Annotated in this window: 19 protein-coding genes; all 19 read right to left on the bottom strand. The window is 47.1% G+C overall.

Annotated features, from left to right (window positions below; translation table 11 throughout):
* Positions 1–4: 4 nt before the first annotated feature.
* The 19 genes from fliJ to ACFO4L_RS03210 all read right to left on the bottom strand — a co-directional run bounded on the left by fliJ (position 5) and on the right by ACFO4L_RS03210 (position 19,673).
* Positions 5–448: a flagellar export protein FliJ gene (gene fliJ / locus ACFO4L_RS03300; protein WP_377908231.1), complete on the bottom strand. Its 444-nt coding sequence runs from the start codon at positions 446–448 to the stop codon at positions 5–7.
* Positions 445–1,770, bottom strand: coding sequence for a flagellar protein export ATPase FliI (gene fliI / locus ACFO4L_RS03295; protein WP_377908230.1), 1,326 nt, complete (start codon positions 1,768–1,770; stop codon positions 445–447). The genes fliJ and fliI overlap by 4 nt, the downstream gene beginning before the upstream one ends.
* Positions 1,767–2,516, bottom strand: coding sequence for a FliH/SctL family protein (locus ACFO4L_RS03290; protein ID WP_377908229.1), 750 nt, complete (start codon positions 2,514–2,516; stop codon positions 1,767–1,769). The genes fliI and ACFO4L_RS03290 overlap by 4 nt, the downstream gene beginning before the upstream one ends.
* The gene (fliG, locus tag ACFO4L_RS03285; protein WP_377908228.1) at positions 2,509–3,519 is read right to left on the bottom strand and encodes a flagellar motor switch protein FliG; all 1,011 of its coding nucleotides are present in this window, start codon (positions 3,517–3,519) and stop codon (positions 2,509–2,511) included. Before fliG ends, ACFO4L_RS03290 begins: the two co-directional genes overlap by 8 nt.
* 15 nt (positions 3,520–3,534) lie before the next feature.
* Positions 3,535–5,112 (bottom strand): flagellar basal-body MS-ring/collar protein FliF, encoded by a 1,578-nt coding sequence (gene fliF / locus ACFO4L_RS03280; RefSeq protein ID WP_377908227.1) that lies wholly within the window; start codon positions 5,110–5,112, stop codon positions 3,535–3,537.
* Positions 5,113–5,215: 103 nt separating this feature from the next.
* On the bottom strand, positions 5,216–5,524 hold the full coding sequence (fliE, locus tag ACFO4L_RS03275; protein WP_377908226.1) for a flagellar hook-basal body complex protein FliE: 309 nt from the start codon (positions 5,522–5,524) through the stop codon (positions 5,216–5,218).
* A gap of 20 nt (positions 5,525–5,544) precedes the next feature.
* Entirely contained in the window at positions 5,545–5,988 is a 444-nt protein-coding gene (flgC, locus tag ACFO4L_RS03270; protein ID WP_377908225.1) for a flagellar basal body rod protein FlgC, read from the bottom strand.
* A 7-nt stretch (positions 5,989–5,995) separates the two neighbouring features.
* Complete coding sequence (gene flgB, locus ACFO4L_RS03265) at positions 5,996–6,358, bottom strand: flagellar basal body rod protein FlgB (protein ID WP_377908224.1); 363 nt, start codon at positions 6,356–6,358, stop codon at positions 5,996–5,998.
* Between the two features lie 1,051 nt (positions 6,359–7,409).
* Entirely contained in the window at positions 7,410–8,186 is a 777-nt protein-coding gene (codY, locus tag ACFO4L_RS03260) for a GTP-sensing pleiotropic transcriptional regulator CodY (protein ID WP_377908223.1), read from the bottom strand.
* Positions 8,187–8,206: 20 nt separating this feature from the next.
* Positions 8,207–9,610 (bottom strand): ATP-dependent protease ATPase subunit HslU, encoded by a 1,404-nt coding sequence (hslU, locus tag ACFO4L_RS03255; RefSeq protein WP_377908222.1) that lies wholly within the window; start codon positions 9,608–9,610, stop codon positions 8,207–8,209.
* Positions 9,611–9,623: 13 nt separating this feature from the next.
* The gene (hslV, locus tag ACFO4L_RS03250; RefSeq protein WP_377908220.1) at positions 9,624–10,172 is read right to left on the bottom strand and encodes an ATP-dependent protease subunit HslV; all 549 of its coding nucleotides are present in this window, start codon (positions 10,170–10,172) and stop codon (positions 9,624–9,626) included.
* 14 nt (positions 10,173–10,186) lie between these two features.
* Complete coding sequence (gene xerC, locus ACFO4L_RS03245; protein ID WP_377908218.1) at positions 10,187–11,068, bottom strand: tyrosine recombinase XerC; 882 nt, start codon at positions 11,066–11,068, stop codon at positions 10,187–10,189.
* A gap of 82 nt (positions 11,069–11,150) precedes the next feature.
* Positions 11,151–12,455 carry an FADH(2)-oxidizing methylenetetrahydrofolate--tRNA-(uracil(54)-C(5))-methyltransferase TrmFO gene (gene trmFO, locus ACFO4L_RS03240; protein WP_377908217.1) on the bottom strand — a complete coding sequence of 435 codons (1,305 nt, stop codon included), beginning with the start codon at positions 12,453–12,455 and terminating at the stop codon, positions 11,151–11,153.
* 93 nt (positions 12,456–12,548) lie between these two features.
* Positions 12,549–14,618, bottom strand: a complete 2,070-nt coding sequence (gene topA / locus ACFO4L_RS03235) for a type I DNA topoisomerase (protein ID WP_377908216.1) — start codon at positions 14,616–14,618, stop codon at positions 12,549–12,551.
* Between the two features lie 61 nt (positions 14,619–14,679).
* Positions 14,680–15,561, bottom strand: coding sequence for a DNA-processing protein DprA (gene dprA / locus ACFO4L_RS03230; protein ID WP_377908215.1), 882 nt, complete (start codon positions 15,559–15,561; stop codon positions 14,680–14,682).
* 103 nt (positions 15,562–15,664) lie between these two features.
* Positions 15,665–16,576, bottom strand: a complete 912-nt coding sequence (sucD, locus tag ACFO4L_RS03225; protein ID WP_377908214.1) for a succinate--CoA ligase subunit alpha — start codon at positions 16,574–16,576, stop codon at positions 15,665–15,667.
* Between the two features lie 3 nt (positions 16,577–16,579).
* Positions 16,580–17,749: an ADP-forming succinate--CoA ligase subunit beta gene (gene sucC, locus ACFO4L_RS03220; protein ID WP_377908213.1), complete on the bottom strand. Its 1,170-nt coding sequence runs from the start codon at positions 17,747–17,749 to the stop codon at positions 16,580–16,582.
* A gap of 137 nt (positions 17,750–17,886) precedes the next feature.
* Positions 17,887–18,189: an EscU/YscU/HrcU family type III secretion system export apparatus switch protein gene (locus tag ACFO4L_RS03215; protein ID WP_377908212.1), complete on the bottom strand. Its 303-nt coding sequence runs from the start codon at positions 18,187–18,189 to the stop codon at positions 17,887–17,889.
* Entirely contained in the window at positions 18,186–19,673 is a 1,488-nt protein-coding gene (locus ACFO4L_RS03210; protein ID WP_377908211.1) for a hypothetical protein, read from the bottom strand. The genes ACFO4L_RS03215 and ACFO4L_RS03210 overlap by 4 nt, the downstream gene beginning before the upstream one ends.
* Between the last annotated feature and the right edge of the window lie 21 nt (positions 19,674–19,694).

The raw sequence follows: 19,694 nt of genomic DNA, 5'->3' as shown, positions 1-19,694 counted from the left end.
TTGATCAACTCATCTTTCGTGAAAACTGGCGCATTGATATTTCATCCATGTTAAGCCGCTCAAGCCGTTTTTCTTCCAATTGAAACCGGTCTAATTCTTTTTTAAACAGCACATCGAATTTTCGAACGTCCTGCGACAGCTGCTGCAGAACCTTTTCTTTTTCCTGCATGTGGCGGCGCGCATGCTGTGTTTCGCGCTGCAGCGTGGCTATCATTTTCTCCAGGTAATCCATTTCCTGACGAAACTGAACGAGGTCTTCCGCCCTGATCCCCCCTGTCAAAGAGACATTTTGTTTGTCCGTTAATACTTCTTTTCTTTTTAGTGACTCAAACAAACGGCTGCCGCATTCCTCAAAGTGATCAGCTGCTCTTGCAAATGCAGCCGCCGCATCAGCTCGTTCGTTTTCTTTTATTTCCTGCACTTTTCGAAGTGAGAACGTAAACGTCAAGTTTGTGCAGCTCCTTTGTAAACGACTTCAGTTAGGGCTTCAACTGCTTCAGGAAAGGACAAATGCTCATCCGCCTGCTGTTTGACAGCCTCCATCAAATCCGGGTAAAGCTTGAGGGCCCGGTCTACATGCGAATTAGCACCTTTTTTATAGGCTCCGATTGAGATGAGATCCTCATGCTCTTTATATACAGCCAGCAGATGCCTGAATTCCTCTGCGGTGCGCAAATGGTCCGGAGTACATAACTCGTTCATCACCCGGCTGATGCTTTGCAGAACGTTCACAGCCGGAAAATGTCCGCGGTTTGCGAGTTCTCTGTCGAGAACGATATGGCCATCCAAGATTCCGCGGACCGTGTCTGCAATTGGTTCGTTGAAGTCATCTCCATCAACTAAAACCGTATAGAAGGCTGTTATAGAGCCGTTTTTACTTGTCCCGCTTCGTTCAAGAAGTCTAGGTAACATAGCAAATACGGACGGTGTATATCCCTTGGTTGCCGGTGGCTCACCAGCTGCCAGGCCTATTTCCCGCTGCGCCATTGCTACTCTCGTTACGCTATCCATCATTAAATTAACGTGCATGCCTCTGTTTCGAAAGTATTCAGCAACTGCGGTAGCGGTCATAGCTCCCTTTACACGCATCAGCGCCGGCTGATCTGAGGTTGCTGCTACCACGATCGTCCTGCTCATACCTTCCAGTCCCAGATCCCGTTCGATAAAATCCTTGACTTCCCGCCCCCGTTCCCCGATCAGTGCAATTACGTTAATATCTGCATCTGAATGTTTCGCTATCATGGAGAGCAGCGTACTTTTGCCAACGCCGCTTCCAGCGAAAATACCAAGCCGCTGACCTTTTCCAATCGTAAAAAGTGAATCAATCACTTTTACACCTATCGGGAGAACCTGTTCAATTCTCGGCCTTGATAAAGGAGAAGGGGGGTTATTATCCGTCGAAATATTTGTTAATCCAAATATCGGATCTCCTTTTTCCAGCGGTCTGCCCAGCCCGTCCAGGACGGTGCCGATAAGTCCTGTTCCTACAGGAACCTTCCACGGGCTGCCGCTATTTTTCACTAGATTTCCTGGTGCAACGGACGTTACTCTATCGTATGGCATCAGCAGGAGACTTCCTTTCCGGAACCCCACAACTTCAGCTGGAATTTTCTGACCTGCAGAAGTAGAGATAAAGCAAACATCACCGATAGAAGCTACGGGGCCGGCGGACTCGATCATCAATCCGATTACCTGGCGAACTTTTCCGTATTCGACAAACGAAGAGCTGCGATCGACGATTTGCATCAGGCTGGCGATGTGGCTGCTCATGTGATGGCCGCTCTGCTTGCAAATAGTTTTTTCTTCAGTTCGTTCAACTGCACGTCTGCCCCTGCATCAATGCGGGAAGTCTCTGTTTCAATCGCGAGACCACCGGCATCCAGATCCGGATCCGGAAGCAATATAAGCTCCGCTGCAGGCCCGGCTGCTTCCTCCAGTTCATTTCGCTGAGAACAGATGAGCGCATAATCTGCTTGAGAAGCATAAACGGTAACAGTTTCTGTCCAGCTTCTGCTTTTTAACACTGCCTTTGTCATGTCAACATAAAAGCTACGTTCCTTCAGCTCACAGCCGATTATTTTCTCTGCAAGATGAAAAGCAAGTTTTAAGACATCCGTTTGCGATTCTTCCAGCTGATGCATTCGTTCCGTGAAAGCAAGTTCTACGATGGATGCAGCATCAGCGATCTGCTCTTTCCAATTCTGAGCTGCTTGCGCACTGCCTTCCTCAAATCCTGCATGGAAGCCTTCTCTCTCTGCCTCTTCATACATTTGCTGCGCCTTTTCCTTCATCTCGGATTCCAAATACGACAAACGCTCATTGACTTCGCGCTTTTGGCTGTTGAGCTCTTCCTGCTGTAAATAAATATCTTGCATCTGTTCCTGAACGATCTCTCTTTCGGCTTTTTCAGGAGCTTCCAGAGAAGCGGCAGCTTCTTCAGCTGCCGACATTTCAAAGGGGCGAATGATTTTAACAGAGGAGCTTGGAAGTCCGGATTTCCGAATAATGCTAGACAATGATATCATCTCCTCCGCCGCGGGCTATGACTATTTCACCAGATTCCTCCAGTCTCCTGATTGTACCGACAATTCGTGTCTGCGCTTCTTCCACATCACGCAGTCTGACGGGTCCCATAAATTCCATTTCTTCCTGGAATGTTTCGGACATTCGCTGCGACATGTTTGTAAAAACAATGTTCTTCACTTCCTCGCTAGCCACTTTCAGAGCAAGCTGTAAATCGTTGTTTTCCACGTCCCTGATAACGCGCTGAATCGAACGATTATCGAGAGTGACAATATCTTCAAATACAAACATACGCTTTTTAATTTCTTCTGCGAGCTCTGGATCCTGTATTTCCAACGCATCTAAAATAGTCCGTTCTGTGCTTCGGTCCACGCTGTTCAGCACTTCTACTACAGATTCAATTCCGCCTGCTTCCGTAAAGTCCTGTGTGACTGTCGAAGACAGCTTTTTCTCAAGAATGGATTCAACCTCATGAATAATCTCAGGTGATGTGCTGTCCATAATCGCAATTCGTTTAGCAACATCCGCCTGCAGCTCTTGCGGCAGCGCAGACAGAATTTGTCCAGACTGCTCACTGTCCAAGTATGAGAGTACCAGGGCGATTGTCTGAGGATGTTCATTTTGAATAAAGTTGAAAATTTGCATCGAATCCGTTTTTCTTGCAAAGTCAAACGGACGTACTTGCAAAGTAGACGTCAGCCTGCTGATTATAGCATCGGCTTCTTCACCGCCGAGCGCTTTTTCCAGCACATCCTTTGCATACCCGATACCGCCCTGCGAAATATATTCCTGTGCGACTGCCAGCTTATGGAACTGATCCAGAATCTCATCTTTTTGCTCCTGCTCCACTCGTCTCACACCGGCGATTTCCAGCGTTAATTTTTCAATCTCTTCTTCAGATAAATGTTTATACACCTGAGCTGAAACGTCCGGACCCATTGAGATGAGGAGGATGGCCGCTTTTTGACGGCCGGTCAATTCTTTTCGCTTTGCCATGATACGCTCCTCCTTTTAATCTTCCGACAGCCAGCTTCTGATCAGCTTCGAAAATTGATCCGGTTTCTCTCTGGCCAGTTTTTCCAGCTGTTTTCTTCGAGTCGTCGATTCATCTTCACGCTCTTCCAGAGGCGGAAGCTCATATTCCTCCTGAATAAAACCTGTTTCTTCCACGTCATCTGTGTCTCTGCTTTTACGAACAAGAAGAAAAATAAGCAGTGCAACAATCAGAACAAGCAGTACCGAAACGATCATCCAAAGCGAAAGGCCTCCGCCCGGCTCTTCCATTTCGGGTGCTCCATGAAACGGCATTGCCGATACTAAAACTCGTTCTTCAATATCCAGTTCATCCCATTCAGCAGTCATCTCGCTGTCCACCGACGTGCGGATAATTTGACTGACGAGCGCCTGAATATCGTTCAATTGTGCCTGCGGCAGCGAGTTCATGTCTTCAGGGTCCGGTGGTTCCACCATAACCTGGATGCCAAGATCCCTTATTTTATAAGGACTTTCAACAATATCTCTCGAGATCCGGTTCACCTCGTTATTGATTCTTTCTTCTATCCGTTCAGAATCACCATAAGCGCCTCCCCCGGCAAAGCCGGGAAAGCCTGGCACATCGTCTTCATCTGTACCTGGTACCCCGCCGTCCTCTGGGTCGAGTCCTTCATAAATATCTGTGATTCGTTCAACACTGATAGCAATTCCTTCGTTCAGGTCTTCATCAACAGGCTCGACAAGCTCTTCCTGCCTGTTCTCCTGAGTGAAATCAATATCGGTAGAAACCGATACGACCGCTTTATTCGGCCCCATAATGGTCGCGAGCATCTGCTGCAGTTCCCGCTGTATGTCACGTTCGATATCCCGCTGTACGGCCCGATTCTGCTCATAAGCTGTACCTGTACTGCTCCCATCCTGCGAATCAAACTCCAAATGCCTGGACATTTGATCGGTAATAACGACATCTTCGACAGCCAAATTGGGCACACTCTGTGACACAAGGTGATAGAGGGAGCGAATTTGGGCTTCATCAAGTGAAGCACCCGGCTGCACATTGACCATCACGGAAGCTGTAGAAGCACCATCCTCTTCAGCCAGCCAAGGGCTTTCTTCTGGCATCGTTATCATGACCTGCGCCTGACTTATCCCGTCAATATTTCGAATCAAATCCTCTAGCGACGTTTGCAGAGCAGCACGTTCGAGCAGCTGAAATTCATTTTCTGTCGTTCCAAAACCCATATTCTCACTGAAGGTGCTGTAATCGATTCGTCCGGTTCGCGGTATTCCTTCTGCTGCAAGGGACACTTTCAGATCATCTACCATCCGGTCAGGCACTGATACGACTGTCCCGTCAGCTGAAACTTCGTTTGCAATTCCGCGGCCGTCAAGTGTTGCCTTTACTTCCCCTGCTTCCTGCATCGTCATGTTCGTGTAAAGCGGCACATAGTGTGTTCGTGAGCCCGCCCATGAGATAGCAGCGGCTATTATAACGATCAGAATCAGTGTACCGATCATTAAGCTTTTTTGATTTTTTGTTCGCGTTTGCCAGAACTCTTTGAATCGCGTTCCGGTCTGTGATAGCTGCTCTTTCATGCTTCCTCCCACTTCACCGACGCTCGTCAACTGGTGCAATTAATCTTTCCACGTTTAAACTCTTTAAAGTCCGGGAAACCAGACGATATACATAGTAAGTTAGTTAAACCTGCATTCGCATTATTTCCTGATACGCCTCGATCGCTTTATTACGAACTTCAACAGTTGTCTCCAGTGCGACAGACGCTTTTTGGCCTGCAATCATTACTTGATGAAGATCAACATCTTCACCGCGCGCCATCGCTGTCGTCATGTTTTCTGAGGCTGTACGGGTCTCATTAAGGCTTCCTACAGCATCATTAAGCCATGCAGAAAAAGAACTGCTTGCTTGAGCAGGCGTTGTTTCCAGTGCGTTTCGATAGCCCGGGTTCGCCATAATTGACGTTTGATTACCAATTGATTCAATAGCCATGCTTTCAATCCCCTTTTTATTTATCTTCCAATCTCCAGCGCACGCATCAACATGCTTTTATGCGCGTCAAATGCTGTAATATTCGCTTCGTACGATCTTGATGCCCCCATTAGATCAATCATTTCCTTTAACGGATCCACATTTGGCAGCTGTACATACCCGTCTTCATCAGCATCGGGATGATCCGGCTGATACATTTCTTTAAACGGTGTCATGTCTTCGCCAATTGAGCTGATTGTGACTCCTGCAGGCTCACTGCCGGCCCCGGCACGCTGCATATGCGCCCTGAAGTCCTGATTTTGCTGGGACTGCATATGAACAAGCTTCCGTCTGTAGGGCTCCCACTCTCCGTCGACCATTCTTCCACGTGTCGAATCAGCGTTAGCCATATTGGCTGACGTGACGTCCATTCTTAAACGCTGAGCTGTTAACGCTGACGCACTGACATTCATCCCATTAAACATGGATTAGCTACCTCCCTTTCCCAATCGCCGTTCGAATCGAATTAAACTGACTGTTCATCCGCTCAATCAGGGAATGATAATAAATTTGATTTTCTGCCATGCTGCTCATTTCTTTGTCGATATCCACATTATTCCCATTATGGTTGTAAGTGGTGCCTCGGCTTTCCGATACATATGCTTGACCATTTGAATGTTCACTAAAGTGAACATGGTAGTCAGACGTTCTTCTTGCAGACAGTTTCGTCTCCTCTTCATCCAGGGCATGCTGAAATACCGTTTTTTGTGCTTTATATCCAGGTGTGTCCGCATTCGCGATATTAGAAGCTGTCGTTTTCTGACGAAGAACTGAAGCATTTAATGCATTTTCCATCAAAGTCATCCTGTCATTATGTAAGAGATTCATGCGTTAATATCCTCCTTTATGACCTTAATGCGAGATTAAACTACTCTAATAGTATTAAAATGTAAGCCTTTTGTCCAAGGTAATTATCAATTTGCAACAAGTAAATGCAAAAGTCCCTATTAAAATAAGACTAAAAGACAAGAAATATTTTGTCGAATTTTTTATTCTCTTTTCGAACAATAGCACATTACTTGCAAAACAGGTGTTAATTTTATGTGAATCTATGAAAACATGTAAAAAGAGAGACGATTGGACTAATGCATCTGCCATGTATAATTGATGACGAATAGCTCGCACACATACATTCTTGCGGGTCAGACTATGGATAAAGTCTGTTTGAGTGAATATCGTTAAATTGCCTGTATCTGCGGACACTCACTTTCCGGAGGGAACGTGATCAGCTTTCCCTCCTGCTGTCCGCCGGATCTTCGCCTCGTTCTATGAAGAGGTCCTTCTATGTCGGCAGCTGGCAGTCCGTTTCATGTGCCTGGTTATAAAGGCACGATCAGCTTCCAAACAGGATAGAACCTTCCCAATGAGACGTTTCAAATTGAACAGGGGTGTCCGTCGTGTCCGTGAAGTCTGAAGATGCCGTGCCGTTCAGATCTGCGAACGGCATCAACGCAAGAGCGGAGCCGGACTGGCTTTTGAAGGCTTCTCGTGAGAAGCCTGTGTCCGAGCGAAGCCGCGCCTGCTTCCCGCGACATTCTCCCTGCAGAAAAGGGTCCTCTTGAGAAATAGCTGAAGGCCAGCTCACGGCAGGCTCGGTAAGCAGGGGGAAAATAAAATCATTTGAATAAATATATAAGCTGCTTGACTTTTCTAACAGACCGGCAGGCAGCTAACAAGGCACGCTTAATCTCCGCTACAGTCTAAACGGCTCTTCCTCCGATTAAAGTTACACAGGCACTGCTGTTTATTCTTTTGTTTCACAACCTGCCCTATGAAGTATAGTAGTTATGCACAAAAAAACAGAAATGCGCAAGTGCATTTCTGTTCTCAGTATGTCTATGCATTATTAATTTTTGTGCTTTTGCAGTTCTACGAGAAACTTATCGTTCAGTACTTTAATATAGGTACCTTTCATGCCAAGTGATCTGGATTCTATAACTCCAGCGCTTTCCAGCTTACGCAGGGCATTTACGATTACTGAACGAGTGATGCCTACGCGGTCCGCGATTTTTGAAGCCACGAGAAGGCCTTCATTTCCATCTAATTCCTGAAAAATGTGATCGACAGCCTCGAGCTCGCTGTAAGACAATGAGCTGATTGCCATCTGCACGACAGCTTTACTGCGTGCCTCCTGCTCTATTTCTTCCTGTTTCTCATGCAGAATTTCCATCCCAACAACAGTTGATGCGTACTCTGCAAGAAGCAGATCATCATTATCAAAAGATTCATCCAATCTCGCAAGAATCAGCGTACCAAGCCGCTGCCCGCCTCCCTGGATAGGAACAATTGTTGTGAGCCCGTTTTTAAACAGGTCTTTGTTCTCGACAGGAAAAGCTGTATAATCCGATTCAATATCTAAATTAGAAGACGTTTCTTCAATATTGAACAAGCCGCTAGTATAGCCTTCTGGAAACTGACGCTCCTCAAGCATCGATTTCATCCGCTGGTTTTCAATTTCCTGCTTAATGGCATAGCCTAGCAGTTTACCGCGTCGGCTTACGATAAACACGTTTGCTTCAATCACATCGCGAAGTGTTACTGCCATATCTTTAAAATTTACAGCCTGACCGCCGCTTTTTTGCAGCAGGTCGTTTAGTTTTCTCGTTTTAGATAGTAAATCCATCTGTATCTGCCTCCAATAAATTATAAAATATAGTGACTGACATCTGTATTGCGCGCTACTGCGGAAAGCTTATCATCTACATAATCGGCTGTGATGCGTATTTCCTGCATCGTGATTTCTGGAGCTTCGAAGAGAAGATCCTCTAATAAACGCTCTAAAATCGTGTGCAGCCGGCGTGCTCCAATGTTTTCTGTATTGGCATTCACTTCGGCAGCAGCTTCTGCGATTTTGAGGACTGCTGCATCATCAAAGCTGAGCTGAATTCCTTCTACTTCAAGCATAGCGGTATACTGCTTCAGCAGAGCATGTTTTGGTTCCGTTAATATACGAACAAAGTCTTCCGTTCCAAGCGATGTCAGTTCCACTCTTATAGGAAGTCTACCCTGCAGCTCCGGAATTAAATCAGACGGTTTCGAGAAGTGGAATGCACCGGCACCAATAAAGAGCATATGATCCGTTTTAACAGGCCCGTATTTCGTCATGACTGTGGATCCCTCGATGACCGGAAGAATGTCACGCTGGACGCCCTCTCTGGAGACATCAGCTGACTGCTGCCCTTTTCCTGCTACTTTATCAATTTCGTCTATAAAAACGATCCCGAGCTGTTCTGCACGCATTACAGCTTCACGAGTGACTTCTTCCATGTTGATCATTTTTTGGGCTTCCTGTTCGCGCAAAACCGGTCTCGCTTCACGGACTGTCATCACGGCTTCTTTTTTTTGCTTTGGCATCATGCTGCTGAACATTTCCTGCATGTTCATTCCCATCTGATCCATTCCGCCTTGAAACATATCGGCTGGACCCCGGCTCTGCTCTTCCACAAAAACTGTCACTTCTTCGTCTTCAAGCTTTCCCTGCGCGAGCTGATCCTGAATTCGTCTGCGGATTTCTCGATAGGACTCGTCCTTTGCGGCAGGCTGTTCATCTTCTTCAGCATCGTCTTCCTCATTACCCTGAAAAAACATTTCAAGAGGATTCCGATAGGATGGCGCTTTCTTCTTTTTTTTGTGAGGATGCAGAAGTTCTACAAGCTTTCGCTCAGCAGCTTTATCTGCCTTGCTGCCGACTGCCGCTGTTTTTTCTTCCTTCACGAGACGCACTGATGCTTCGACCAGATCACGTATCATCGATTCGACATCTCGGCCGACATAGCCAACTTCCGTAAATTTCGTCGCTTCTACTTTCATGAAAGGAGCATTCGCAAGCTTAGCCAAACGTCTGGCTATTTCGGTTTTCCCGACACCAGTCGGACCGATCATTAAAATGTTTTTCGGTGTTACTTCCTCGCGTACTTCCTGAGGGAGCTTGCTGCGGCGGTATCTATTGCGCAAAGCTACTGCGACCGATCGTTTTGCTGCCTTTTGACCAACAATAGTCTGATCGAGCTGTTCAACTATATCAGCAGGGGTTAGATCACGTTCCACTGGGTTACCTCCTTCAATGACTGCTCACTTCTTCAACAATGATATGGTCATTTGTATATACGCACAAGTCAGCTGCCGTTCGAAGCGCAGCTTCTGCTATTTCAGCGGCGGTCAGATGCGGAGCATGCATTTTCAGTGCTCTGCCTGCAGCAAGCGCGTAGTTACCGCCGGAACCGATAGCAGTGATTCCGTCATCAGGCTCAATCACTTCGCCCGTCCCGGCAATAAGATAAAGACTTTCTTTATCCATTACGATGAGCATTGCTTCCAACCTTCGCAGCACGCGATCACTGCGCCACTCTTTGGCAAGCTCAACTGCAGCCCGCTGCAGGTTACCGCCGAATTCTTCAAGCTTTGTTTCAAATTTTTCATATAAGGTAAATGCATCCGCTACAGAGCCTGCAAATCCAGCTGTCACCTTACCGCGGTAAAGCCTGCGGACTTTTTTTGCGGAATGCTTCATGACGACGGCATTGCCAAATGTCACCTGGCCATCCCCGGCCATCGCACAGCCGCCGTTATGCTTAACAGCAAATATAGTTGTCCCTTTGATTTTTTCCATGTGAACCCTCTTTTCTATGCTCTCGGATGGCTTTGATTGTAAACGGTTCGCAGCCTGTCCTTTGAAACGTGCGTATAAATTTGCGTCGCAGCCAGACCCTCATGCCCAAGCAGTTCCTGCACGGTCCGCAGATCTGCTCCTGCATTAAGCAAATGTGTAGCAAATGAATGCCTGATTACATGGGGACTGATTCTGCTGCTTACAGAAGCATCTTCTGACAGCTTGAGCAGCATTTTTTGAATCCCCCTGGCACTCAGCCTGCTCCCGCGGTAATTTAAGAAAATCGCTTCGCAAGTTGGGGAGAGCTCAGCTCTTCCCTGATTCAGATAGATTTCCAGTGCATCCTGGGCATAGCTCCCAACCGGAACATACCGCTCTTTGCCGCCTTTTCCGTGAACGAGGAGGGTACCAAGATCTCTATCGTAATCGGCAATATCCGCTTTTACACATTCCCCTACACGAATACCTGTCGCATACAGTAGTTCAAGCAGGGCAAAGTTGCGCATATCGAGAGCTGTGTGAGCCGGAAGCGCATGAAAAAGCGCCTTCAGTTCTTCCTCATAGAAAAAGACCGGCAGTTTCCGGCCTTGTTTAGGAGCTGACAGCAGCGCTGCCGGATTTTCAGCATTTACGTCTTCCCGGTGCAGGTAACGGTAAAAAGCCCTGAGTGAAGACAGCTTTCGCGATACCGTCCTTCTCGAGGTGCCGTGTGCATAAAGCTCGGTTAAAAATCCTCTGAGTTCAGTCGTTCCTGCGTCCTCTATCGTTTTCATATAGCGGCCATGTAAAAACGAACGGTACTCCTCCAAGTCACGCTGATACGCATGAACCGTATGAGGCGAAGACCGCTTTTCCATTTTTAAATAATCAATGAAGGAACTCATTTCAATATCCATAATATCCCTTCCAGTCCGGACTTTATCCACACAATTAGAGCTACTAAATAGTATCACACCTTAGTAGCTCTTTCAATTATGTTTACATTTTTTTCACAAAATTCTGAATGGAGTCCAGTGCTCGTTCAGCGTACTTTTCATAGCGCTCCTGCTTGCCTTTGATTCGTTTTTCAAAAGGAGGGACCAGTCCGAAGTTAACGTTTATCGGCTGAAAATTATCAGGATTAGCACTTGTAATATAATGAGCCATTGCTCCGATCATTGTCTCTTCAGGGAATGTTACCGGTTCCTGATCATGCAAGAGTCTTGCGGCATTGATGCCAGCTGTAAGGCCGGAAGCAGCAGATTCCACATAGCCTTCCACACCAGTCATCTGACCCGCAAAAAATAAGTCGCTGCGGTCTTTATATTGGTACGTCGTACGCAAAAGGTTAGGAGAATTAACAAACGTATTACGGTGCATGACCCCGTAGCGCACGATGTCCGCGTTCTCCAGTCCAGGAATCATACGAATCACCTCTTTTTGAGGCCCCCATTTCATATGCGTTTGAAACCCGACGATGTTATAGAGAGTGCCGGACGCGTTATCCTGCCGCAGCTGGACGACTGCATATGGCCGTTTGCCGCTTTCAGGCAGCTCCAGTCCCACTGGTTTCATCGGCCCGTAAAGCAGTGTTTTACGTCCTCTGCCTGCCATAACTTCTACCGGCATACATCCTTCGAAGAACATTTTTTTCTCAAATTCTTTTAACGGTACCGTTTCCGCTGCTATGAGTGCATCATAAAACTGGTTAAATTCCTCTTCCGTCATAGGACAGTTTAAGTAAGCTGCTTCCCCTTTATCATATCGGGATTTCAGATATACTTTATCCCGGTCAATCGAGTCCACCTCAATAATTGGAGCTGCTGCGTCATAAAAATACAGATATTCTTCACCGGTCAGCTCTTTTAATTTAGCTGCGAGGCTTTCTGATGTAAGTGGACCAGTTGCTACAATTGTCGGCCCCTCCAGCAGATCTTCCACCTCTTCTGTGTGCACCGTAACATTTTTATGCTCTTTTACTAAGCTCGTCACTTTAGCCGCAAATTCATGGCGGTCTACCGCCAGTGCTCCGCCTGCAGGAACAGCGCATTCGTCTGCAGCTCGGATGATAACGGAATTCAGCTGACGCATTTCTTCCTTTAAAACTCCTACAGCGTTTGTCAAACTGTTTCCCCGCAGAGAGTTACTGCAAACAAGTTCAGCAAATTTATCCGTATGATGTGCCGCGGTCTGCCTGACAGGCCGCATTTCGAATAAATGAACGTGGATCCCTCTCTCAGCAAGCTGCCATGCCGCTTCGCTGCCGGCCAGACCTGCTCCCACTACATTAACTGATTGATTCATTGGTATTTACTCCTTTCCCGTTCGTCACAGCAGAAAGCCGCCTGAGAATGCCCAGACAGCTTCCGTGAGAACACGCGGCATTAGCCGCCTCGCTCAGTTTCGTTCTTCTTCGTAATCGCACGATGAACAAGTGACGTGCGTGCCTTTTTTCGATTTCTTTTCCACGAGCATGCTTTCACACTTCGGACAAGGTCTTGCAATCGGTTTGTCCCAAGATATAAAGTCGCAGTCCGGATACTGATCACAGCCGTAAAAAATACGCCTTTTTTTACTTTTTCGCTCTACGACCTGTCCCTTTTCACATTTTGGACAGTCTACGCCGATTTCCTTCACAATCGCCTTTGTGTTACGGCATTCCGGAAAATTAGAGCACGCCATGAATTTTCCGTAGCGTCCCATTTTATAAACCATTTCATTTCCGCACTTCTCACAGTCTTCACCGGCAGGCTCATCTTTTATTTCAACTTCCTTCATTTCTTCTTCAGCGGTCTTCAACCGTTTTTCGAAACCTTGATAAAAGTCATCAATGATTCCTACCCAGGAGTTTTTGCCTTCTTCAACCGCATCCAGGTTTGATTCCATCGAAGCAGTGAATTCTACGTTCAAAATCTCCGGGAAGAACTCTTCAATTAATTCGAGTACGATCGTACCAAGCTCTGTCGGAACAAACCGTTTGTCTTCCAGAGCTACGTATCCTCTCCGCTGAATCGTATCAAGCGTCGGTGCATACGTTGACGGACGCCCGATTCCCAGCTCTTCAAGCGTGCGGACAAGCCTCGCTTCTGTGTATCTCGGCGGCGGCTGAGTGAAGTGCTGATTCGGTACTATTCCTTGCGCTTCGGTCGTTTCCCCTTCCTCAAGATCCGGAAGAAGCCTGTCTTTTTCTTCTTTTCCATCATCGTTTCCCTCAATATACACCTTCATAAAACCAGGAAACTTCATTTTTGAGCCGTTTGCCCGAAAGCGGATACCGTTGTTTTCCAGATCAACTGCCATCGTATCCATTACAGCAGGTGCCATCTGGCTGGCAACGAGCCTCTCCCAGATCAGCTTGTAAAGCCGGTATTGATCTCTCGACAAATACTGCTTCACTGCTTTTGGATCAAGATCGGCTGAAGTAGGCCGCACAGCTTCGTGGGCATCCTGGGAATTGGACGACTGCTTTTGTTCTCGTTCTTTTCCTAAATACTCGTTACCATAATGGGATTCGATATAGGCTTTCGTTTCAGCTTTTGCCGTATCCGAAATACGTGTGGAATCCGTTCGCATGTATGTGATTAGACCGGTTGTCCCGCTTTTTCCTATATCGATCCCTTCATAAAGCTGCTGAGCAAGCATCATCGTCTTTTTCGCACGAAAATTCAGCTTCCTTGCTGCTTCCTGCTGAAGAGAAGACGTCGTGAATGGCACAACTGGATTGCGCTTGCGCTCGCGCTTCGTCACTTTTTCCACCTTCAGCTTATTTCCATCCATCTGCTCCAGCACTTTATTTACTTCTGCTTCACTAGTAAGTTCTGTTTTTTCACCGTCCACATGAGTAAATTTAGCTTCAAATTGGCGGCCGTCTTTCTCCAGTTCAGCCGTTATAGACCAATACTCTTCAGGCTCAAAAGCGATAATTTCATTTTCCCGGTCAATGATCATTTTAACCGCTACAGACTGAACCCTGCCGGCACTAAGTCCTTTCTTCACTTTTTTCCAAAGAAGCGGACTGATATTATAGCCGACCAGACGGTCCAGAACTCGTCTAGCCTGCTGAGCATCTACTAAATTCAAGTTGATTTCACGCGGATGCTTAAATGAGTCCTTAATGGCCTGCTTGGTTATCTCATTAAAGACCACACGGCATTTCGAATCTTTATCGATGTTTAAGCTGTCCGCTAAATGCCACGCTATTGCTTCGCCCTCTCTATCGGGGTCGGCAGCAAGATAGATTTTCTTCGCTTTTTTAGCGGCTTGTTTTAATTCTTTTAAAATCGGACCTTTCCCGCGGATCGTAATATACTTAGGAGAGTAGTTATCTTCTACGTCTACACCCATTTGACTTTTAGGTAAATCGATGACGTGCCCCATCGATGCTTTAACGACATATTTTTTCCCTAAATATTTTCCAATTGTTTTCGCTTTAGCGGGAGATTCGACGATTACGAGGTAATCGGACATATACAGTTTTCCTCCCTTGTTACAACTTTGAAGAATCTCCCCTATTATTAAACACTCTATCTCAATTTGTCAAACAACTTTTCCGTCTGAGACAGGCTTCGAGCTCTTCTGACAAATGAATTGGTTTGCTGATAAGACCAGCCCCGTCCCGAATCAGCTCATTACACCCTTCCACTGCAGCTTCTCCAGGAGAACCCGGCACTGCCAGTACTTCTCTGCCTTGTTCAAGCGCTGTTTCCGCTGTAATAAGGGAGCCGCTTCTGCCAGCTGCACTGACGACAAGCACCGCATCGGCCAGCCCGCTTATAATCCGATTTCGTTCAGGAAACATCCATCGTTCAGGCTTTATATTTGGAGGATACTCACTGATGACGAGCTCATCCTGTTCCAACCGTTCTTTCAGCTGTCGGTTTTCAGCGGGGTAGCAGGTACGGTGGCCATGCCCCAAAACGGCAGCGGTACGGAACCCTTCTTTTAATGCGAGGCGGTGTGCGAGTCCGTCAATTCCACCTGCCAGTCCGCTTATGATTACTGTTTGAGCCGGTACACCATTGGGGATCAGCCGATTTAATGCTGCGACTGCATAGTGACCAGGTTTTCTGGAGCCTACTACAGCAAGCTGAAGACGGGTTTGTACTATTGAAATGTCTCCTCTGTAGTAAAGAACAGCAGGCGGGCAGCTAATCGTGCGGAGCTGAGCAGGATAATCATCATCTGCAAGTGTCAACGCCTGAACATCTGCTGCCGGATACTCAATCCCTCTTAGAAGTGTCTTACGGGCCTGCCACACGGTTTTTTGCACCGATAACGACCATTGAGAGCTTAATGGACCAGACGCCTTATGAAGGCACTTCAGCTCGCTGTCTGCCTCTAATACAGCATGCACCAATCTGCTGTTGCCGCGGGCTGCCTCATGAAGGGCGATAAGCTGATTTCGTTTCATATATTCATCTCCTCTTATTAATATCAGAAACAGCTGTCTCTGCAAAAAAAAGACGTGGAAAGGGAAAAATCCCTTTCCACGCCTCAAAAAAATCGGATGCGGCTTAATTTACCGCGTGCGTGACACACTTATCATAAATGTTATTTTCTTTCAGAACTTCAATGAGTGTTTCACCCATTACAGCCGGTGTTTCCGCTACTTTCACACCAGCATTGTTTAATGTGCTGATCTTTTCATCCGCCGTTCCTTTTCCTCCGGAAATAATTGCGCCGGCATGTCCCATACGCTTTCCTGGAGGAGCTGTTTTCCCGCCGATAAACCCAACTACAGGCTTCGTCATGTTTTCTTTAATCCACTCGGCTGCCTCTTCTTCTGCCGTACCGCCGATTTCACCAATCATGATGACAGCGTAAGTGTCAGGATCTTCATTGAAGAGCTTCAGCACATCAATAAAGTTTGTTCCGTTTACCGGATCGCCTCCGATTCCTACTGCCGTCGACTGGCCGATTCCTTCTGTAGAAAGCTGATGTACAGCTTCATACGTTAAAGTACCGGATCGTGAAACAACTCCGACGTGGCCCTTTTTATGAATGTAGCCTGGCATAATACCGATTTTACATTCTTCCGGTGTGATAACCCCCGGGCAGTTTGGTCCGATCAGACGTGTCTCTTTATCTTCAAGGAACCGCTTTACTTTTATCATATCAACGACAGGAATACCTTCCGTAATCGTGATGACAAGCTCGATTCCTGCATCTGCAGCTTCCATAATCGCATCAGCAGCAAACGGAGGCGGAACGTAGATGACGGAAGCATTTGCCTTCGTCTCCGCGATCGCTTCTTCCACCGTATTGAATACTGGAACTCCTTCGATCTCTGTGCCGCCTTTACCCGGTGTAACACCGCCGACGATCTGAGTACCATACTCAATAGCCTGCTTTGTATGGAAGAGGCCGGTAGCACCGGTGATTCCCTGCACGATAACTTTGGTATCTTTATTCAGTAAAATACTCATGTATTAACCCGCCTTTCCAACTGCCTGGACGATCTTTTGTGCACCGTCTGCCATTGAGTCAGCAGATGTGATGTTGAGACCGGATTCGTCCAGAATTTTTTTGCCGAGTTCCACATTTGTTCCTTCAAGACGCACAACAAGCGGCAGCTCGAGACCCATCTGTTTCGTCGCTTCCACAATGCCTTCTGCAATAACGTCACACTTCATGATTCCGCCGAAAATATTAACATAAATGCCTTTTACGCTTTTATCGGATAGAATAATCTTAAATGCTTCAGTTACTTTTTCAGCTGTCGCTCCGCCCCCAACATCAAGGAAGTTGGCAGGATCGCCGCTGTAATGTTTAATGATATCCATCGTTGCCATTGCGAGTCCGGCACCGTTGACCATGCAGCCGATGTTGCCGTCGAGTGAGATATAACTCAGGTCATATTTGGACGCTTCAATCTCTTTTTCGTCCTCTTCATCCAGATCACGAAGCTCCAACACGTCTTTTTGACGATAGAGGGCGTTGGAATCGAAGTTCATTTTTGCATCAAGCGCCATGACATTGCCGTCCCCGGTTGTCACGAGCGGATTAATCTCTGCAATAGAGCAATCCTTTTCTTCAAATGCCTTATATAGTCCAAGCATGAACTTAACCGTCTTACCGACCAGCTCTTTCGGAATATTCATATTAAATGCAAGTCTGCGTGCCTGATAAGGCATGAGACCAGTAACCGGGTCAATTACTTCTTTAAAAATCTTCTCCGGCGTTTCAGCGGCTACTTCTTCAATTTCTGTTCCGCCTTCCTCAGATCCCATCATAACGATACGGGACGTGTCGCGGTCCACAACAAGCCCGACGTAGTACTCGTCCTTAATATCGCAGCCCTCTTCGATCAGAAGCCGTTTCACTTCTTTTCCTTCCGGTCCAGTCTGATGGGTAACGAGAACCTTGCCGAGAATCTCTTCAGCATATGTACGGACTTCGTCCAGGTTCTTAGCTACTTTTACACCACCGGCTTTACCTCTTCCTCCGGCGTGAATCTGCGCTTTGACAACGGTTACATCTGTTCCTAAAGATTTTGCTGCGTCAACGGCCTCCTGGCGCGTATAAGCAACTTTACCGTTAGGGACAGCCACACCATAGTCACGTAAAATTTCTTTACCTTGATACTCATGGATATTCATAGCCATCCTCCTCAATTGAGTCGTTGGTGCTTGAATTAATGTGAGCCTTTTCTGAATGAGAGGCTTTTCACACAATCATCATTTTACAATAGATTGCCTGGTTTATACACCGATAACGATAAAAAAACTCTAAATTTTTATGGACCGGGCTTTTTACCAGCGAGTCTGCGGACTTTTTCTTCCTGATCGAGCCTGTATATATATAGAAAAATCTCCTCAGCAGCATCATATAGTTCACCCGGTATCTCCTGATTTAATTCCAGCTGTGAGAGTACTTCTGCCATCGACGGATCCCGGTACAGCGGAACACCGCTCTCTTCTGCACGCTGAATGATCTCCTCCGCACGCAGCCCCGCCCCTTTTGCTTTAACTGAAGGGGCGGGGCTTTTTGCCAGATCATACGCGAGTGCAGCTGCTTTTTTTCTAACGTGGTGCTTCATATGCGTACGTCCACCTTTCCAGTATGGAGCACAGCTTTTGCGGATGGCGTCTTTATCTGTTGATCTGTTTCCTGCCTCCATGCGACACCTGAAAGGCTGTATTGTTTTTCCTGCATAGCAGCTGCCAGCTTCTTATACCAATGCTCTTTCAGATCAGCCGGCTCCGGATGACGGCTGTAAACGGCAATAGATACGATGCGGTTTTGAATTTGCACGTCGACGGTTATTTCACCAAAATGCTCCATCTGTAAATAAAACAGCATCCGGCAGTGGTTTTGATCAAGAGAGCCGTCATGTGTTCGTCTACCGGACCATTGAATGTGAAGGCCTGTTTGATCAATTGGAAATTGGATCGCACTCATCATGCTTGGCACCTGCAGCTGCTCCTGGGAAACAAGCTGTAATCCTGAAAGAATACGGGCCGCTGCCTCTGCGGTTCCAGCTGCTTGTGGAACAGCTGCTTGCAGCAGGCTAAGCTCCAGTCTGATTCTTCCTAACTCTATTGAACTTCCGGGCTGCACGCCAGTTCCTGGCTCTTTTTTAGGGAATAACAGCGCATGCTCGAGCAGAAGACTTCTCGATAAAGAAGACTGAATGAGCGCTGCTGCCTGCATATCACTGCGGATCTGCGGAATTTCTGATCGGGCAGAGAAGAGCGGAAGCGTGCGCTCTGTCAGCTTAATCTGCACTGCTCCTGATGCATGTTCCACCCCTTTCATTTGAGCGGTCGCGTGCACGATCTCCCTGACTGCAGCCGGCCATGCAGCAGCATTTGGCTTGTCTTTTCCAAACAGCACATGTAACAGAAGCTCTCTGTTTCTTCCCTCCTGTACGAGCGATTCATTAACGAATCGCTCCACCATCGCAGGATGAGATACGAGGGTCCGGGAAGCAGCAGCACGCAAAAAGGGAAATTCGCCTTCTCTGCCGGGCGGAACAGCTTCTGCGGAGGTGCGAAGCATGGCACCAAGCTTGTCGGTGTCCGATAACGCAAGTGCTGATTGAATCGTATCCTGCCTCACAGCGGCGCCTCTCGCATGAAGGAGCGACAGTGCTTCTTCCAATTTCACCGGCGGAATGGTTTCTCGGGCTTTGATGTTCGTGACAGCTTCAATGTGACTGCCTGTCAAAGGAAATCCCTGCCTGTGAAGCATCCGTACTGTTTCGATATTAGGTTTAGATGCTGCCATGTTTAACTGTGGAAGCATTTTCTCCGGCTGCGCTTGTGTACCGCTCTCGCGGACGATTTTTAAAATGGGAATAGAATCAGAAGTCTCAACACGAAACCAATAGTGACGGTTTTTTTCTACCCCCGTTTTCAGTGCGGCAGTCATCATCGTACCGTTTACAAGCAGCTTAGCTGTATTCCCGGGATAAATCGCGGTCACCCTGCCAGCAATAATACTGCCGGGCTCCAGGCGAAAAGCAGACGTCCATCCCGATTCTGCTGAGATTCGATTCTGCAGTATATGAAGCATATCCACGGCTACACCCCTCTGTTTATC

The sequence above is a fragment of the Bacillus daqingensis genome (assembly GCF_042654445.1).
Taxonomy (GTDB): domain Bacteria; phylum Bacillota; class Bacilli; order Bacillales; family Salisediminibacteriaceae; genus Alkalicoccus; species Alkalicoccus luteus.
This window is presented reverse-complemented; position numbering and strand designations above follow the sequence as displayed.

What these genes read in the sequence shown, in the direction of transcription:
- sucC (WP_377908213.1), bottom strand. Translation starts at nt 17,749, where the DNA reads ATGAATATCCATGAGTATCAAGGTAAAGAAATTTTACGTGACTATGGT.
- xerC (WP_377908218.1), bottom strand. Translation starts at nt 11,068, where the DNA reads ATGGATATTGAAATGAGTTCCTTCATTGATTATTTAAAAATGGAAAAG.
- fliF (WP_377908227.1), bottom strand. Translation starts at nt 5,112, where the DNA reads ATGAAAGAGCAGCTATCACAGACCGGAACGCGATTCAAAGAGTTCTGG.
- dprA (WP_377908215.1), bottom strand. Translation starts at nt 15,561, where the DNA reads ATGAAACGAAATCAGCTTATCGCCCTTCATGAGGCAGCCCGCGGCAAC.
- codY (WP_377908223.1), bottom strand. Translation starts at nt 8,186, where the DNA reads ATGGATTTACTATCTAAAACGAGAAAACTAAACGACCTGCTGCAAAAA.
- fliE (WP_377908226.1), bottom strand. Translation starts at nt 5,524, where the DNA reads ATGGCTATTGAATCAATTGGTAATCAAACGTCAATTATGGCGAACCCG.
- fliI (WP_377908230.1), bottom strand. Translation starts at nt 1,770, where the DNA reads ATGAGCAGCCACATCGCCAGCCTGATGCAAATCGTCGATCGCAGCTCT.
- ACFO4L_RS03215 (WP_377908212.1), bottom strand. Translation starts at nt 18,189, where the DNA reads ATGAAGCACCACGTTAGAAAAAAAGCAGCTGCACTCGCGTATGATCTG.
- flgB (WP_377908224.1), bottom strand. Translation starts at nt 6,358, where the DNA reads ATGGAAAATGCATTAAATGCTTCAGTTCTTCGTCAGAAAACGACAGCT.
- hslV (WP_377908220.1), bottom strand. Translation starts at nt 10,172, where the DNA reads ATGGAAAAAATCAAAGGGACAACTATATTTGCTGTTAAGCATAACGGC.
- fliG (WP_377908228.1), bottom strand. Translation starts at nt 3,519, where the DNA reads ATGGCAAAGCGAAAAGAATTGACCGGCCGTCAAAAAGCGGCCATCCTC.
- topA (WP_377908216.1), bottom strand. Translation starts at nt 14,618, where the DNA reads ATGTCCGATTACCTCGTAATCGTCGAATCTCCCGCTAAAGCGAAAACA.
- sucD (WP_377908214.1), bottom strand. Translation starts at nt 16,576, where the DNA reads ATGAGTATTTTACTGAATAAAGATACCAAAGTTATCGTGCAGGGAATC.
- trmFO (WP_377908217.1), bottom strand. Translation starts at nt 12,455, where the DNA reads ATGAATCAATCAGTTAATGTAGTGGGAGCAGGTCTGGCCGGCAGCGAA.
- flgC (WP_377908225.1), bottom strand. Translation starts at nt 5,988, where the DNA reads ATGTTTAATGGGATGAATGTCAGTGCGTCAGCGTTAACAGCTCAGCGT.